General features: G+C 49.5%; 14 protein-coding genes, 1 tRNA gene and 1 pseudogene. 5 read left to right on the top strand and 11 right to left on the bottom strand.

Features of this window, described 5'->3' with window-relative positions; genetic code table 11:
* Nucleotides 1-63 precede the first annotated feature (63 nt).
* Entirely contained in the window at nucleotides 64-1,029 is a 966-nt protein-coding gene (gene glk / locus HMPREF3178_RS05690) for a glucokinase (protein WP_004104302.1), read from the top strand.
* Between the two features lie 43 nt (nucleotides 1,030-1,072).
* On the opposite strand, the gene HMPREF3178_RS05685 is transcribed toward glk, so the two are convergent.
* The gene (locus HMPREF3178_RS05685; protein WP_023321391.1) at nucleotides 1,073-1,810 is read right to left on the bottom strand and encodes a LytR/AlgR family response regulator transcription factor; all 738 of its coding nucleotides are present in this window, start codon (nucleotides 1,808-1,810) and stop codon (nucleotides 1,073-1,075) included.
* A gap of 11 nt (nucleotides 1,811-1,821) precedes the next feature.
* Nucleotides 1,822-3,501: a sensor histidine kinase gene (locus tag HMPREF3178_RS05680; protein ID WP_175438953.1), complete on the bottom strand. Its 1,680-nt coding sequence runs from the start codon at nucleotides 3,499-3,501 to the stop codon at nucleotides 1,822-1,824.
* 397 nt (nucleotides 3,502-3,898) lie between these two features.
* Here HMPREF3178_RS05680 and alaC point away from each other — a divergent pair, with 397 nt between their 5' ends.
* Entirely contained in the window at nucleotides 3,899-5,137 is a 1,239-nt protein-coding gene (gene alaC, locus HMPREF3178_RS05675) for an alanine transaminase (RefSeq protein WP_004104296.1), read from the top strand.
* A 41-nt stretch (nucleotides 5,138-5,178) separates the two neighbouring features.
* On the opposite strand, the gene ypdK is transcribed toward alaC, so the two are convergent.
* Both ypdK and HMPREF3178_RS05670 read right to left on the bottom strand, forming a co-directional pair.
* Nucleotides 5,179-5,250, bottom strand: coding sequence for a membrane protein YpdK (ypdK, locus tag HMPREF3178_RS30785; protein ID WP_077777854.1), 72 nt, complete (start codon nucleotides 5,248-5,250; stop codon nucleotides 5,179-5,181).
* Nucleotides 5,251-5,616: 366 nt separating this feature from the next.
* Complete coding sequence (locus HMPREF3178_RS05670) at nucleotides 5,617-6,804, bottom strand: cyanate transporter (RefSeq protein WP_004104294.1); 1,188 nt, start codon at nucleotides 6,802-6,804, stop codon at nucleotides 5,617-5,619.
* Nucleotides 6,805-6,970: 166 nt separating this feature from the next.
* Here HMPREF3178_RS05670 and cynR point away from each other — a divergent pair, with 166 nt between their 5' ends.
* Nucleotides 6,971-7,876 (top strand): transcriptional regulator CynR, encoded by a 906-nt coding sequence (gene cynR / locus HMPREF3178_RS05665; RefSeq protein WP_023321390.1) that lies wholly within the window; start codon nucleotides 6,971-6,973, stop codon nucleotides 7,874-7,876.
* 204 nt (nucleotides 7,877-8,080) lie between these two features.
* Here the strand turns inward: cynR and HMPREF3178_RS05660 are convergent, their stop codons facing one another.
* Nucleotides 8,081-8,950 (bottom strand): hypothetical protein, encoded by an 870-nt coding sequence (locus HMPREF3178_RS05660; protein WP_004114296.1) that lies wholly within the window; start codon nucleotides 8,948-8,950, stop codon nucleotides 8,081-8,083.
* A 487-nt stretch (nucleotides 8,951-9,437) separates the two neighbouring features.
* A tRNA-Arg gene (locus HMPREF3178_RS05655) sits at nucleotides 9,438-9,509 on the bottom strand.
* Between the two features lie 195 nt (nucleotides 9,510-9,704).
* Here HMPREF3178_RS05655 and HMPREF3178_RS05650 point away from each other — a divergent pair.
* Nucleotides 9,705-10,877: a tyrosine-type recombinase/integrase gene (locus tag HMPREF3178_RS05650; RefSeq protein ID WP_009309602.1), complete on the top strand. Its 1,173-nt coding sequence runs from the start codon at nucleotides 9,705-9,707 to the stop codon at nucleotides 10,875-10,877.
* Nucleotides 10,878-10,927: 50 nt separating this feature from the next.
* Complete coding sequence (locus HMPREF3178_RS05645) at nucleotides 10,928-12,241, top strand: hypothetical protein (protein ID WP_070585071.1); 1,314 nt, start codon at nucleotides 10,928-10,930, stop codon at nucleotides 12,239-12,241.
* 40 nt (nucleotides 12,242-12,281) lie between these two features.
* Here HMPREF3178_RS05645 and HMPREF3178_RS29645 read toward each other — a convergent pair whose 3' ends face one another.
* From HMPREF3178_RS29645 to HMPREF3178_RS31590, 5 genes and pseudogenes are all read right to left on the bottom strand, one after another.
* Nucleotides 12,282-12,467, bottom strand: a complete 186-nt coding sequence (locus tag HMPREF3178_RS29645) for a helix-turn-helix transcriptional regulator (RefSeq protein WP_173671885.1) — start codon at nucleotides 12,465-12,467, stop codon at nucleotides 12,282-12,284.
* A 94-nt stretch (nucleotides 12,468-12,561) separates the two neighbouring features.
* A pseudogene (locus tag HMPREF3178_RS32170) lies at nucleotides 12,562-12,885 on the bottom strand (DUF550 domain-containing protein); the annotation flags it as partial.
* Between the two features lie 427 nt (nucleotides 12,886-13,312).
* Nucleotides 13,313-14,005 (bottom strand): hypothetical protein, encoded by a 693-nt coding sequence (locus HMPREF3178_RS31595; protein ID WP_070585068.1) that lies wholly within the window; start codon nucleotides 14,003-14,005, stop codon nucleotides 13,313-13,315.
* Nucleotides 14,002-14,286, bottom strand: coding sequence for a hypothetical protein (locus HMPREF3178_RS05625; protein WP_228705124.1), 285 nt, complete (start codon nucleotides 14,284-14,286; stop codon nucleotides 14,002-14,004). The genes HMPREF3178_RS31595 and HMPREF3178_RS05625 overlap by 4 nt, the downstream gene beginning before the upstream one ends.
* On the bottom strand, nucleotides 14,283-14,879 hold the full coding sequence (locus tag HMPREF3178_RS31590) for a hypothetical protein (protein ID WP_228705123.1): 597 nt from the start codon (nucleotides 14,877-14,879) through the stop codon (nucleotides 14,283-14,285). The genes HMPREF3178_RS05625 and HMPREF3178_RS31590 overlap by 4 nt, the downstream gene beginning before the upstream one ends.
* Between the last annotated feature and the right edge of the window lie 153 nt (nucleotides 14,880-15,032).

Below are 15,032 nucleotides of genomic sequence, written 5' to 3'. Positions count from 1 at the left end.
AGCGCTTCATGAATTTAGAGTGTGCCAAAAGAATTATTTTGACTTTAGCGGAGCCGTAACGGAATGACAAAATTTGCTTTAGTAGGGGACGTAGGCGGAACGAATGCTCGTCTGGCGTTGTGCGATCTGGCAAGCGGGGAGATCTCCCGTGCAAAGACCTATTCCGGGCTCGATTATCCCAGTCTTGAAGCTGTTGTTCAGGTCTATCTGGAAGAGCATAACGTCAAGGTTGAGGACGGCTGTATAGCCATCGCCTGTCCCATTACCGGCGATTGGGTGGCGATGACCAACCACACCTGGGCATTTTCTATCGCCGAGATGAAAAAAAATCTGGGGTTCTCGCATCTGGAAATCATTAATGATTTCACGGCGGTGTCGATGGCGATCCCGATGTTGAAAGCCGAACATCTGATTCAGTTTGGCGGCGCGAAGCCGATTGAAGGCAAGCCGATAGCCGTCTATGGCGCAGGTACCGGGTTGGGCGTTGCTCATCTGGTTCATGTCGATAAGCGCTGGGTGAGCCTGCCGGGAGAGGGCGGGCACGTGGATTTTGCGCCTAACAGCGAAGAGGAAGGCATTATTCTGGAAGAGCTGCGTACCGAGCTGGGTCACGTCTCCGCCGAGCGCGTACTTTCAGGGCCCGGACTGGTGAACCTTTATCATGCGATCGTTAAATCTGACGGGCGTCTGCCGGAAAATCTGCAGCCTAAGGATGTGACTGAACGTGCGCTGGCCGATACCTGCATCGATTGCCGTCGCGCGCTATCGCTATTTTGCGTCATTATGGGCCGCTTTGGCGGTAACCTGGCTCTGACGCTCGGTACTTTTGGCGGCGTGTATATCGCTGGCGGCATTGTGCCGCGCTTCCTCGATTTCTTTAAAGCTTCAGGTTTTCGCGGCGGTTTTGAAGATAAAGGTCGGTTTAAAGCCTTCGTGCAGGATATCCCGGTCTATCTGATCGTCCACGACAATCCGGGGCTACTGGGATCCGGAGCCCACCTGCGTCAGACTCTGGGACAGGTTCTTTAATCCTTACGTTAACCCGGATAAATCGCTTATCCGGGTAACTTTCCTACAGATGCATGAGCTGGCGAAACTCTTTGACCTTGCTGCGGCTGACCGGAACCTGGAACTCCAGATCGCGAAGCCGCAGAATATAGGTGTTGTTAAACCAGGGTTCGATTTCGCGAATTTTGTTCAGGTTGACGCAGTACGAGCGGTGACAGCGGAAAAAGTGCGCCGTCGGTAGCTTGTTGCAGAACTCCGTAATATTCATCGGCATCACAAATGACTCTCTTCGGGTATAAACAAAAGTCATCTTTTCATGCGCTTCCGCATAGTAAATATCGTGGATGCTGGTGACGATAATCCGCTCATCTTTAATCAGGTTAATGGTGTCATTTTCCCTGGCCGGATTAGGCATCGCACCGGCGCTCGGCTGCTGCTGCTGCTGCCAGGCGCTGGTCAGCTTTTGCAGCATATTAATGATGCGCGACTCCTGATAGGGCTTCAGGATGTAATCAAAGGCTTCCAGCTCAAAGGCTTCCACCGCATGTTCTTTCCACGCGGTAATAAATACGATAAAGGGCTTATGCGCGAACTGGCTGATATTTTGCGCCAGTAGTACGCCATCCAGCGAAGGAATATTGATGTCGAGAAAAATGGCGTCGACTTTGTTGTGTTGTAAAAACTTCAGTACGTCCAGCCCGTCGTCAAAGGTGCCGACAATCTCCATCTCGCTATGGGTGTTAATCAACCAGGTGAGCTCTTGCTGCGCGAGGAACTCATCTTCAACAATGATGACTTTCATTTTATCTCCGCTCATGACAGCAGCGACTCCCTGGCCGCCTGGGGCGCGTGCTGGTGAGTCACATAGAAGGCGATTTCGGTCCCTGGCGTCAGGCGTCGGATATGCAGGCCTTCGCCGTACAGCAGCTTGACCCGATGATGAACATTGAGCAGGCCAATTTTATTTCCCGGCATTTCGTTAGCCTCGACTCTCGCCACTACCGCAGGGTCAATACCGTTCCCCGTATCGCGAACGCTAATTCGTACCCGATTTCCGCACTCATTAATGCCGATGGTCACCACCCCTTTACCTTTACAAGGCTGAATCCCGTGGACAATCGCATTCTCCACCAGCGGCTGAATAAGCAGGCTGGGGATCATAAAGCTGACTTCATCATCAATATCATAAATCACCGTCAGCTTGTCGCCGAAGCGAGCCTGTTCAATGGCGATGTAATCCTTGATTTGATACAGCTCCCTTTTGATGTCTATTTGTTCATCATCTTTTAATTCAATGTTGTAGCGGAGATAGCGCGACAGATTAAAAATTAACTGGCGCGCGGTGTCCGGATTCATGCGAATCGACGACGAAATCGCGTTCAGGGCATTGAATAAAAAGTGGGGGTTAATTTTGCTTTGCAGTGCGCGCAGTTCGGCTTTATTAGCCATTTCACGAAGCTGCTCTGCGCGGGAGACCTCCAGCTGAGTCGAGATGATTTGCGACAGGCCAATCGCCATTTCCTGTAGCGATGAGGTTATGCGGTGAGCGTGGCAATAATAGATTTTTAACGTACCGGTGACGATACCTTTTTCCCATAGAGGAATGACCAGCATAGAGTGTATTTCCGGCGTCCGATGAGCTTCGTCATTGTTTTTAATAATGATTTTTCCATAGCGAATCGCCTGTTGCGTTGTCGGGCTGATAAAGTCGTCGTTATCCCGGTAGTTGATTTCCCCGACGCCGACGTAGGCCATCACATGTTGAGTATTGGTAATGGCGACGGCATCGGCATTAATATCGCGGCGGATAATATCGCATACCTGACGCAGGGACTCGCTATTGACGTGGCGAAACAAGGGGAGCGTTTTGTTAGCGATGTCGAGCGCCAGTTTCGCCTGACGCGCGGCGCTGGCCTCCTTTTCCCCTTCAACGCTCTGCACCAGCAAAACGATAAAACCGATGCATACGCTGCCAAGGATCATCGGAATACCGATTTTTGACACGATATCTATCCCCAGCGAGAACGATGGAGCCCACGCCACCACGAGTATCATGGTTAAGGTTTCGCACAGCATCCCGGCGAGGATCCCCGCTTTCCAGCGCTGCGCTTTAGGGACTTTACGACTGATTAACCCGGAGAGTAGACCGGCGACAATGCTGGTGATAAAGCAGGGGATGGCGGTGACGCCATCAATATCGATTAGATAGCGATGTACGCCGGCAATGACGCCCACTATCGCGCCTACCCAGGGGCCGAAGAGGATCCCGCCGGACATGACTGCGATAATACGCACGTTGACCAGTGAACCTTCGACCGGTACGCCGGACCAGGTACTGAAAAGGGCAAACAGGGAGAAAATGGCGGTAACGGCCAGCAGCTCTTTTGGCGTGTGCGCGGATTTATGCAGAAGTTCACGAAACAGGCGCAGGCGAATGAGAAAAAAGAGACAAATCAGCATTAATGCCGCGCGGTCAAAAACCGCCAGCAGCATAGTAAATATTTCGTGCATGTGTGCGCCGTGTTAATCGCGAGAAAGCAATATGATAGAAAACCTCGTCGCAGAAGACCAGCCGAAGAGAGGAATGAGGAAAAGTCACACAAATAAAAGGGGATTAATGACGATGCGCTGAGTTTCAATAGCGTCTGCGCAGACGGTGCTTTTTGCGTAAAGTTAAAGATATCAAAATGTTAAATTTAATGAAGAGTATGATATCCAGGATGCTTCTTTCTGCCGTATTTAGCTGAAATGATGCCCGTTTTCAGCGTGAAAAATTTTTTTTAATCCACCTCTCGACAGGAAGAAAATATTCGGGTTATTTTCTAAACGTGCTGCGGTTGCAGCCGCGTCGCTCGGACGGTCCGGGCGCTAACGTTAATCCGAGGAATCTATGGCTGAATTCAGTCCTGAACGCCGTTTTACGCGTATCGATCGTCTCCCCCCGTACGTTTTTAATATTACTGCCGAACTCAAAATGGCTGCGCGACGCCGCGGCGAAGATATTATTGACTTCAGCATGGGTAACCCCGATGGCGCGACGCCGCCGCATATCGTTGAAAAGCTATGTACCGTTGCCCAGCGCCCCGATACGCACGGTTATTCCACCTCTCGCGGCATCCCGCGACTGCGCCGGGCGATTTCTCGCTGGTATCAGGATCGCTATGACGTAGAGATCGATCCGGAATCAGAAGCGATTGTGACCATCGGTTCAAAGGAGGGGCTGGCGCATCTGATGCTGGCGACGCTTGACCATGGCGACACCGTGCTGGTGCCGAATCCCAGCTATCCAATTCATATTTACGGTGCGGTGATTGCCGGAGCTCAGGTTCGTTCAGTTCCCCTCGTTGAAGGCGTGGATTTTTTTAACGAGCTTGAGCGCGCTATTCGTGAGAGCTATCCGAAGCCGAAAATGATGATCCTCGGTTTTCCATCCAATCCGACAGCGCAGTGCGTTGAACTGGAGTTCTTCGAGAAAGTCGTCGCGCTGGCGAAGCGTTATGACGTACTGGTCGTGCACGATTTGGCCTACGCCGATATTGTGTATGACGGTTGGAAAGCGCCTTCTATTATGCAGGTTCCCGGCGCGCGCGATGTGGCCGTCGAATTCTTTACGCTCTCAAAAAGCTACAATATGGCAGGCTGGCGTATTGGCTTTATGGTGGGTAACAAAACGTTGGTTAATGCGCTGGCGCGCATTAAAAGCTACCACGATTACGGCACTTTCACTCCTCTGCAGGTTGCGGCTATTGCTGCGCTTGAAGGCGATCAGCAGTGCGTTCGCGACATCGCCGAACAGTACAAACGCCGCCGGGACGTGCTGGTGAAAGGGTTACATGAGGCGGGCTGGATGGTGGAGTGCCCGAAGGCCTCGATGTACGTATGGGCTAAGATCCCTGAGCAGTACGCGGCCATGGGGTCCCTGGAGTTTGCTAAAAAGCTGCTGCAGGATGCTAAAGTCTGCGTTTCACCCGGCATCGGTTTTGGTGATTACGGTGATACTCACGTACGCTTCGCTTTAATCGAAAACCGCGATCGTATCCGCCAGGCCGTACGCGGTATTAAATCAATGTTCCGCGCCGACGGGCTGCTTCCGGCAGCGGCTAAGTTAACCAGCGAAAGCAACGAATAAAAAAAGGAGCCGAGAGGCTCCTTTTTTTAACACCGTTAAAGCTAGATCATCAGGGCGAAAGTACCGGCCCAAACGATGACCATAAAAGAAATGCCCATTAAGAAATATTTCACGACTCATCACTCCGCGCTCTCGGCGAGACGCCTTACATGAATTTGCTCTTCATTGCCTGCTCAGCTATCGCTAACTAAAACGACACTTTTTTAGCCGGCGGTAGCTGTAAATTCTGAGCGTAAACGGCTCCAGATGGCGCTAATGTACGCCTAAAAAATGAGGGAAACAAGAGCCATTTTTTTATTAATTTTTAGTTACTTACGAGTGTCGTGATTCGGCGACACATTAATTTCATTCGGTATTAAATTTCATTCTGGCGACGGTCGTTAACAATGGTTTTTGTAGGGATATAGTTACTTGATTTTGGGCTTTTTTCTGTCTGAATACGGGATGGGGTAACCATCCCGTAAGAGGATTAGACGGGTTTAGCGAGTGGCTGAGTTCTGATGTTGCCACTCTTGCGGATAGCGTGCCGGGGCAAAACGCAATGTGAGGAGCATTAACGCCAGGACGCAGGCGGCGTGAAACATCCAGCCCGGAAGGAAATTGCCGTTTAAGCTCCGCAGCAGCCCTGAAAGCCAGGGGGAAATACCTGCAATAATAAAGCCCACTCCTTGCATAAAGGCCACCAGGCGACCCGCGATAGCGGGGTGCTTCGCGTGATCGAGCGCCAGTACCAGGCAGAGCGGAAACGCGCCGCCAAGTCCAATACCGCAGCAGATAGCCCAGGCAAGCGGTAGCTGCTGCGGTAGCCAGATAAAGCCGCAGAAGCCGATGAGCTGCAGCGCCAGCGCCAGCATCAGAAGCTTTCGCCGATCTTCATGCCTGGCCAGAACAGGCAGAAGTAGCGCTCCGCCAGTCTGGCCGACGGTCATTAACGCCAAAAGGGTACCGCTAAACTGCGCGCTATAGCCTGACTGCATATAGTAGGGTGGCAGCCAGGCGATCAAACTGGCGTAACCGCCGTTTATCAAACCAAAATAGAGGCTAAGTATCCACGCTCGACGATGGCGAAAAACAGAGAGCTGTATTGTCGATGGCGTCTGGACAGGTAACGTTCTGCTTAGCGGCCACCAGCAAAGGAGCGCTGTCGCTGCGGGTAGCGCCCACCACGCAAGCGCGTGATACCAGATAGCGCTGTGCTGCGCCAGCCACGGCGTAAATGCGGCTCCCAGACCGCCACCGCCCATCAGCGCCGCTGACCAGAGTCCCATCACCTGAGGCGTCCGACGATGAAACAGGCGTTTTATTACCGCAGGAATGAGCGCCTGGATAATACCAATGCCGATCCCGCCAAGAAGCGCGCTGCTGAGTAATAGCGCGCTCTGCGGCGCCAGTTCGCGAAGTAAAGCTCCGGCGGCGATGATTAACAGACTGAAGGCGATACTTTGACGTTCGCTGAATCGGCTGTTAATCCAGCCGCCGGCAAGCGCCAGCAGACCCATCGCGATCACCGGGAGCGCAGTGAGCAGGGAGGCAAGCGTGAAGCTCATACCACTTGCCTGCTGTATCTGGGGAAGGAGCGGGCCTGGCGATGTCAGCAGCGGACGCATATTCATTCCGATAAGCACCAACACCAGCAGCATGGCGCCGTTACGTTGCGTCTGATTCATTGCCGGGTGACCGTGGCGTGTTGAGCGCTGAAGTAAGGATGGGGGGAATTCATTGCGATCTCCTGGGGCTATCAGTCAAAAGGCGCAGGGAGAGTACGCCTGTTGTTTGATAAGTTAAAATACTTATTTATGATTGAGTTCATTTGAATTGCTTATGAGTGAATTCATGTTGCTGCGACATCTCAATTACTTCATTGCCGTTGCTGAACAAGGTAGTTTTACGCGGGCCGCAGCGATACTGCATATTTCGCAGCCGGCTTTATCGCAACAGATTCGCCAGCTGGAGGAGTCTCTGGGCGTACGGCTTTTTGATCGCAGCGGGCGTCATACTTGTCTGACGGATGCCGGGAAGGTGTGGTTGACGTACGCGCACAGGGCGCGGCAGGAGCTTGCTGAGGGGCAGCGTGCGCTTCATGATGTGGAGGACCTGCAGCGCGGTTCGCTACGTATTGCGATGATGCCTACCTTTACGACTTACTTTGTGGGGCCGCTGGTGGCTTCGTTCTATCAACGTTACCCAAATATTACGCTGGATTTGCAAGAGATGACCCAGGAGCGAATGGAGACCATGTTGCTCAATGATGAGCTCGATATCGGCATTGCTTTCGAAGGCAACGATGCGCGAGATATTGTTTATCAGCCGCTGCTTTCGGAAACCCTGGCGCTGGTGGTAGGCCGGCGTCACCCTCTGGCGACGGCCGAACGCGTCAAGCTGGCTGCGCTCAGTCAGGAATCTCTGATTCTGCTCAGTCGCGCTTTCGCGACTCGCCAGCAAATCGAACGTTACTGCCGGCAGCGTGATATTCAACCGAAAGTTCAGATGGAGGCTAACTCGATTAGCGCTCTCCTGGCCGTGGTAGAACGCACATCGCTGGCAACCCTGCTTCCGGCGTCCATTATTCTGGCGCGTGACGATCTCACTGCCATTGAACTCACCCCACCGTTACTCGCGAGAACCGCATGTCTGCTACAGCGAAAGGGCGCCTGGCAAAGCGCCGCGGCCCGCGAATTTATACTGATGGCGCATCGGGCTGCGATGAAGATCAGTGAAGGTCTTACAGATACTGAATAAGCGAGCTTTGTTGTTATGTTGATTTATGTTTATATGAAATGACTTATTAGCAGACTGGTAATTCATAAAGTATGGTCTTATTATGAAGTCAGGTTCATATCTGAAATTATATTGAAGGCCATTTGACGTTTAAAACTGAGGTATGCGCCACCGCTTCATGGCGCCAGAAAGGGTTTTTATTCTAATGTTTAAATTCACGGTTAGTCATTTGAGCGTGTATTCTGATGCCGGGAGATTAATGCTGCCGTAGCTGGAGACCACGCCTTCTGCCCTTAGTCTATCCATTGCGATATTGAATATTTTATTTTTATTGTTTTCCGTTGCGTTTAGAATATTATCACCAAAGTGTGGGTTGGCTTGAATGATGTGATTGATGAATTCAATGAGCAGTTTATTTTGAAGAATAATTGAGGGATTATGCACCTCTTTATCCTCAATTATATTTAGCGGTTTTTCTGCAAATTCCAGAGGGCGGCTGCTGATGGTATGCTCATAAATTTTCTCAATCGCCTGATTAGTGATGTAAAGCTTATTCATCGTGATGGTTGGCTTCTCATCCTCATCGGGGGTGAAGTGACAGAAGAGGACGTTTCTTGCCGGTGAAATTATGCTGATCCGCTGTTCAGTAATGATGCTATCGGGGTTTTCTAGTACTTCCGTTAAATTCCTCGTGTGGCTGTACCACAGGCCAGATACGGAAACCCGGAGTTTTAACTGGGTAACAGGCGTTCCATATTGGGCATCCAGGTTCGGTTCACTTTCATTGAATCTAAAAATTTTGTTTATTTTGGAGTGAGGGGACCACGATCTTTCGCTTCTGCTCAATTCATCAATATTTGATGTGTTAAAAAAATAGGGTTTGTTGCCGCCCTGCTGATGGCGGATAGCACTCTTTAACGTTCCGTTGGTTCTGCCTAATTTGATGCAAAGGCTTATTGCACCAATATCATGCCAATGAAGCAGATCTTCTAATTCACAATTTAATAATTTTTGAGCGCGAGAGATTGAACAATATTCCAGTGGCGGAAGGTTGTTGAGTTTCCATATGTTCCGTTCTTTTCTTTCCATGGTCATTATTATCTTATGAAAAATAGGTTGGCTTTTGAGTTTCTTAAGCTGAATTTTGTCTACGTATTGATGATTGTATGATGTTTAATTCATGCTAAATAATTTATCAGAGATGATGTTGTATATCAATTGGTGAATCGGGTCAGACCGTTATCTGTCGTGCAGTCTATCACTTTTTCTGCAGTAATTAAATATATCGCTAATAGAAAATTATAATTGATAGTTATTATTACAGGGAATGATTTGCATTTAATTATTTATGTAGTGAATTGAATCCGGAGGTGTATACGACGTTAATGACAATACGGGATCGTGTGCTTTAGCTGGAGGTGGGAGTTCTCAGAACGTAAACTGTTCGATAAACGCCGGTTAACGAGCGTAGCTGGAAGGTTGAACAGCGGGCTGCCATCGCTTGCATCAGGCCTGCAACACGAAAATATCTCTAAAGGGGGCGGGGTGTCAGGCAGAGATTTCCCGATGTAACAAGGCAGATTGTCCCCTGCAGGAATCGAACCTGCAACTAGCCCTTAGGAGGGGCTCGTTATATCCATTTAACTAAGGGGACATAGAACTTACTGATTTTTAAGCGTTCAGCTTGTGTTGCATGTTATCCTATCATTCCCCGTACCATCAAGCATTTCATTCCTTTTATTTCCTTTCCGTTCGCATCGATTCGCTTAGAAAATCACTTCGTTCACTTGCCATTGCGTACACATTGAGTACAGAATGCAGAATTTCAATGTGTACAGGATACAGAGCCGTGGCCCTTAGTGATACCAAACTCCGTAGCATCAATGCTAAGCCATACAGCGGCGCAGCTGAGGTCACAGATGGTGACGGGCTGAGTGTACGCATAACTCCCACAGGCACGATCACATTTCAGTTTCGTTATCGCTGGAATGGTAAGCCCGTTCGCCTCTCCATTGGCCGCTATCCCGCTATGTCTCTCAAGGAGGCGCGCGTTGTCGTCGGCGAGATGCGCGAATTGTACCTCAAGGGGCTTAACCCGAAAAATTATTTCGCCAAAGAAGATGGCGAGCTGACTCTCAAAGAATGCCTGGATCAGTGGTGGAGCAAGTATGTTGAAACGCTGAAGCCGAACACTCAGACGCTGTACAAGTCAGTTGTGTACAACACGATGTACACAGAATTCCCGGACGCTCCGGTAGTTAACATTCCTGTTTCTGCATGGGTGCGTTTCTTTGATAAGCAGGAAAAGAAGAACAGCAAAAAGGCCAGGGTGCTTCTTCTACAGCTACGTTCTGTCATGAACTGGTGTATTAGCCGCCAGTTGATCCCATCGTGCGAAGTCCTGAAGCTTAGCGTTAAGACCATTGGTAAAAAACCTGATGTGGGGAGCCGGGTTCTGACGTATACCGAGCTGGCTAAGATTTGGTTAGCTCTTGAAAACAACAAGATCGTTACCTCCAACAAGGTGCTTCATCAGCTGCTTTTGCTTTGGGGAGCCAGGCTATCAGAGCTGCGCCTTGCTACTGCCAGTGAGTTCAATATGGATGATCTTATCTGGACGACTCCAGCAGAACATTCAAAGATGGGTAACGTTATCCGTCGCCCGGTGTTTGACCAGGTGAAACCTTTTGTTGAAAGGCTCCTCAATGCTGGAAATGATGTTCTGTTTCCTGGCCAGGAACTGGACAAGCCTATAGATCGCTCGTCAGCAAATCTCTATATGAAAAAATTAAGGGATAAAATTGATATACCAGAGTGGCGAACACATGACTTCAGGCGCTCGCTGGTGACGAATTTATCAGGGGAAGGGGTTATGCCTCACGTCACCGAAAAGATGCTGGGGCATGAGTTGGGAGGAGTGATGGCGGTGTATAACAAACACGATTGGCTGGTTGAACAGAAAGAAGCGTATGAATTATATGCGGAAAAGATTTTATGGCACGTTAAAAATTATAAATCTTAGTTTTTTGTTTTATTGTACATTTTATTTCGTAATTTATATGAGGGAATTATATGAATGTTGGTGTTGAGTGGAATGTTAGTGTTATAAAAGCGATTACATGGCTTGCCAAAACTACTACTGATCCCCGCGAATTTTCTAAGCGCCTGGAGCAAGCTCAGACTAATTATATTAACGAAACATCAAAGAAGACTAATTTTGGTGCTCAGTTTGATAAAGGTTGGTATGGAGATGATGTTGTTGCTGGTTTTTTCTCACAAGCAAAGTCTTTAATCGATAATAGACGAGCATTTGAAATATCCATGGCATCGCATATAATTCCTTGGATGTACCAACTCGGTCAGTGTGTTGATTTCCTTGATAACGTGTCTGGCGCTGTTGAGCGTGCTCGAAGAATGCTTGAGAGTAATACCGTTTATCCTGATTCTGCAATGTTTGAATTGATTCTTGCAGGAAACTATGCAGCAATAGGCTACGAGGTCGAATTTATTCCTGAGCGTAAGGGTATTGCAAAAACACCGGATTTCAAATGTAGTCTAGATGGCGGTGGTGAATTTTTTGTTGAATGTAAAAGGCTTCAGAAAGGGCCGTATTCAGTTCAAGAGGAAAATGCGCATTTCATCAGAGCTAAACTAGTAGAGGGTCGCGTCCATTCTAAAAGGATGAGCGTTTGGATGGATGTGACATATAAATCTGAAGTAATTAGCACTCCAGAGAATTATCTTGTAAATCATTTAAGTAATTATTATGGGAAAGATTATCACTGGGATGATGATTATGGTACTGGATTTGTAAAAGCATCAAAGTTACAATCTGCTAGAAATGAAGTTGAAGCCAATGGGTCACTCTCATTTCATACTAAATTAGCAAGATTACTCAAAGGCTCTGCTCTTAGCGATGATTTTTTTAATGTTTTTGCTTTTGGTCAGCCTGATGAGCGGGATCCTCGGTTTATATCAAAAATAAAATATGCCTCTTTGTTAACATGGAGGTGTATAAATGAGGTTTCTTTTGAGAAACGCTCTCGACATATCACAAACAACTTGTCAGAAATTGAAAAGCAGATTTCCAATTATGGAGTTGGTGTTGGTCATATTGCAATGGATGTTGATGTACAAAGGGATGTTGCAGACAAGCGGCGTGAGAAAAATCTTGAAGCCACGAAATCATTCAAGCTTGAGTCAAAGCTTGTTAGGTTTAATATTCATTACCTTGTCCCACGCATAGATGAAAATCATTCTTGGATGGTTGATGAAACTCTTGACTATTTTTATAACGGCAAGATTATTCATGATATTATTCCAGCTGTTCGAATATTTCCTGAAGCCGCTGAATTTAATAACGATTTGCCTGGTTGGCATCAGTGAGAAGATGAGTGCAACACTGTTAAGCGTTGCACTCAGTTTACTACTGATTTTTATTTATCCCACCTTCATCTATCCAGCGGGTAACTGCCTTTCTACTGTAGCGAGTAGGGTATGTTAGAACTGGTTGAGGAAAGCCATGGTCTTTACGTAAACGCCATACAGCAGTTTTTTTCTTCCCCAGTAATTCGAATACTTCTTTCTCTTCCATAAAATCTGTAGAAGTCATAAGCACCTCATTCAAAATTACCGTTAAAAATACACGTTCCACACCCACCGCGAGCCCCTTCAGTACAAACATCACAGCGGTCTACTTTTTTACGAGGTTGTTCTTTGATGTGCAGCCTTGGTTCCCCGTCTTTTGGCTCCGGCCATGAGCGCTGCTTGTTTACCGCCAGCTTATCGATCATCGCCTGGGTAATCTGATCATCAGTGATACCAGCCCTGCGCTGGGCGTCCCACAGCAAGAATTGCATATCCGCCCACTCGCTGAGGTCATCGGGTTCAGCGGCAGCTTCCAGCGCTTCTTTGCTGAGGTGCTTCAGCGGGCCAATCGGGCCAACATTGCCGAAGGTAGCTTGTGACCACTCTGCGTGCTCGCGGCGTACCTGCTCACGTTCCGGCGCTGGCTGCGCGTGGCGATAGAGAAAATAAACATCATCAGGCAATTTGTGTGCCGCAGATGAGAAAACCAGCGCGAACTTATTGCCGTCAGGCCGCCTGCTTTGCACATCCAGCGTCGCCACCGGCTCGCTGTCCATTGCGGCCAGCGCCATGCGGGCCAGCTCTTTGCTTTCACCATGCTTCAGGAATCCATCTTCAGCGATTTCCTGCAGGCGCTCTCTGGTTAATTTGCTGGTCATTGGTTGGCTCCTGGCTTATTGATGCGCGATGTTATATTCCGACCGCAGTCGCAGCAGTAGAATGCTTTCCCGCCGCGAATGCCGCTGGTGTGCTGCCCCTCAAGGAATGAACCATCCCAAGCATAAAACTGCTTGAAATCCACAACCTCTTTCGTGTGGAATCCATTCTCACCGCCGCAGTGCGGGCATGAACTCGGGTTTTCTATAGCCATCACTCAGCCTCCACCTTGATGCCAGCGAGCCAATTTCTAACCAGCTGATATTCGTTATTTCGGAAAGAACCGCAGGCGTAAATGTACGGCAACCGCAGGTTATGGCCGTTCTGGCGCAGGTAGTCTTTGCATCCATGCTCGGTAAAGCAGGCAGTAACAAACTCATCTACTTCCTGCATCGCGTATCGGTCATATCCGCGAGTGTCGCGACCATCCTGATAAAGCGCTTCCAGCCGCTTGGCTCTCAGCTCGCTGACCTCTTCACCATCCCATACCCAGCAAATTCGACTTGGCGAGTGCTCGTCGCTTCCGATAATTTCACGCTTCTGGAAAACGACGAACATGGGCTGATCGGTAATGCGGTTGTCCTGCGTCCTGATAAGCTCACCGATTGTGTAAAGCTCAGGCGGCAGCTTTACGGTGACGGTGCGGGACTCCAGCTCTGCCATCTGGCGCTCAGCTCGGTCAGCGCGAGCATCAAGAGTCACATTCGCAGCACAGAGTTTTTGCTCTGCGTCTTCCAGTTCCTCAATCCGCTGCTGCGCCTTCTCCAGCGCCTCTACCAGCGAGGAGAAGTATTTATGCAGCACTCGAGCGTACTGAGTAGACGGCGTTGGGTATTCGCTGAGCTGCTTCAGCTGAGCCAACGCATCATTAATTTCAGACTGCGCCAGTTCGGTGATATCAGTCATGCTGCACGCTCCTGTTTTGGCAGCAGCGCATCGCGGACGCTCTGGCGGTAGTAGTGGTGAAAGGCGAACGTCAGGCCGAGCTTTGTTGGACGCTCCTGCTTACCCAGCAGCTTGAGGCGAGTGCAGATGGTTATCGCCGTCCAGCCAGAGTGATAACCGGCGGCACGTTTCATGACGGTTTCGGCCAGGATTGTGCGGAAGTCATCGCGCCCAAAGTTGGTGTTTTCGAATGCGGCGTTGATCACCTCATCGGTCAGGTGTGCATCGATAGCGTTGCTCATTTGGCCCCCTCGCGCAGCTGCTGGGCGTAGTAGTCACGCAATGCGCCCGCGGCAACAGAAATAAGCGAGTCAAAATCACACACAACCGTTTCGCCGCTAATCTGCTCTGAATTTGCGATCACCGTAAGAGCGCTCACCAGCGGGGCTGCAGTATCAGCCTTAATCCCGGCCAGATAAGCATCGGTTGCGGGACATGCCTTTCTGATAGCCTCTTCAGCTTCTGCTCTGGTCAAAAATCCGCTTTTCCCGTCATTGCTGACCATCTGGCTGTCGAACCATGCCTGCAGGCCAGCAACGGTAATATCGTCGGGAATCTCGGCTCCAGCTTCGTCTGTGGTGCCTTCCAGCCATTCGCGAGCAGCATACTCACGCCCAAGAGCAAGGCACGCCAGCGCGGCCTGAGCACCCAGCATCGTTTTGTGGAACATCCACGAAGTGTTGAGTTCGCGGGCTGCGCCATTGAGCAGATAGGCATTCTCCGCAGCCAGCTGCTGGTACGCTTTCGCCAGCGCCATAACCTTTGTCTCTTTGATTGACAGCTCGCCCGCACTCTCCAGCGACTGGATGAGCTCGTTTACTGTTGAGATGTTCATGCCGCTACCCACTGATTTATAAGCCAGATACCAATTGCCGATAGCGCTACAACAGCTATCAGCACGATGAAGTTAAGAATTAATGCCTTACGGATAGGTCGGGCATGATAGTTTCCAGAATTCATACAGCCTCCCCGAGCACCCAGCGCAGAG

The organism is Klebsiella sp. HMSC09D12, from assembly GCF_001808475.1.
GTDB classification, from domain to species: Bacteria; Pseudomonadota; Gammaproteobacteria; order Enterobacterales; family Enterobacteriaceae; genus Klebsiella; species Klebsiella oxytoca.
The sequence above is the reverse complement of the archived record's forward strand: the minus strand, read 5'-3'. Positions and strand labels throughout refer to the sequence as shown.

Excerpts from the sequence above, each read along its gene's own strand:
- glk (WP_004104302.1), top strand. The coding sequence starts at position 64 with ATGACAAAATTTGCTTTAGTAGGGGACGTAGGCGGAACGAATGCTCGT.
- HMPREF3178_RS05685 (WP_023321391.1), bottom strand. The coding sequence starts at position 1,810 with ATGAAAGTCATCATTGTTGAAGATGAGTTCCTCGCGCAGCAAGAGCTC.
- HMPREF3178_RS05680 (WP_175438953.1), bottom strand. The coding sequence starts at position 3,501 with ATGCTGCTGGCGGTTTTTGACCGCGCGGCATTAATGCTGATTTGTCTC.
- alaC (WP_004104296.1), top strand. The coding sequence starts at position 3,899 with ATGGCTGAATTCAGTCCTGAACGCCGTTTTACGCGTATCGATCGTCTC.
- HMPREF3178_RS05670 (WP_004104294.1), bottom strand. The coding sequence starts at position 6,804 with ATGAATCAGACGCAACGTAACGGCGCCATGCTGCTGGTGTTGGTGCTT.
- cynR (WP_023321390.1), top strand. The coding sequence starts at position 6,971 with ATGTTGCTGCGACATCTCAATTACTTCATTGCCGTTGCTGAACAAGGT.
- HMPREF3178_RS05660 (WP_004114296.1), bottom strand. The coding sequence starts at position 8,950 with ATGACCATGGAAAGAAAAGAACGGAACATATGGAAACTCAACAACCTT.
- HMPREF3178_RS05645 (WP_070585071.1), top strand. The coding sequence starts at position 10,928 with ATGAATGTTGGTGTTGAGTGGAATGTTAGTGTTATAAAAGCGATTACA.
- HMPREF3178_RS29645 (WP_173671885.1), bottom strand. The coding sequence starts at position 12,467 with ATGACTTCTACAGATTTTATGGAAGAGAAAGAAGTATTCGAATTACTG.
- HMPREF3178_RS31595 (WP_070585068.1), bottom strand. The coding sequence starts at position 14,005 with ATGACTGATATCACCGAACTGGCGCAGTCTGAAATTAATGATGCGTTG.
- HMPREF3178_RS05625 (WP_228705124.1), bottom strand. The coding sequence starts at position 14,286 with ATGAGCAACGCTATCGATGCACACCTGACCGATGAGGTGATCAACGCC.
- HMPREF3178_RS31590 (WP_228705123.1), bottom strand. The coding sequence starts at position 14,879 with ATGAACATCTCAACAGTAAACGAGCTCATCCAGTCGCTGGAGAGTGCG.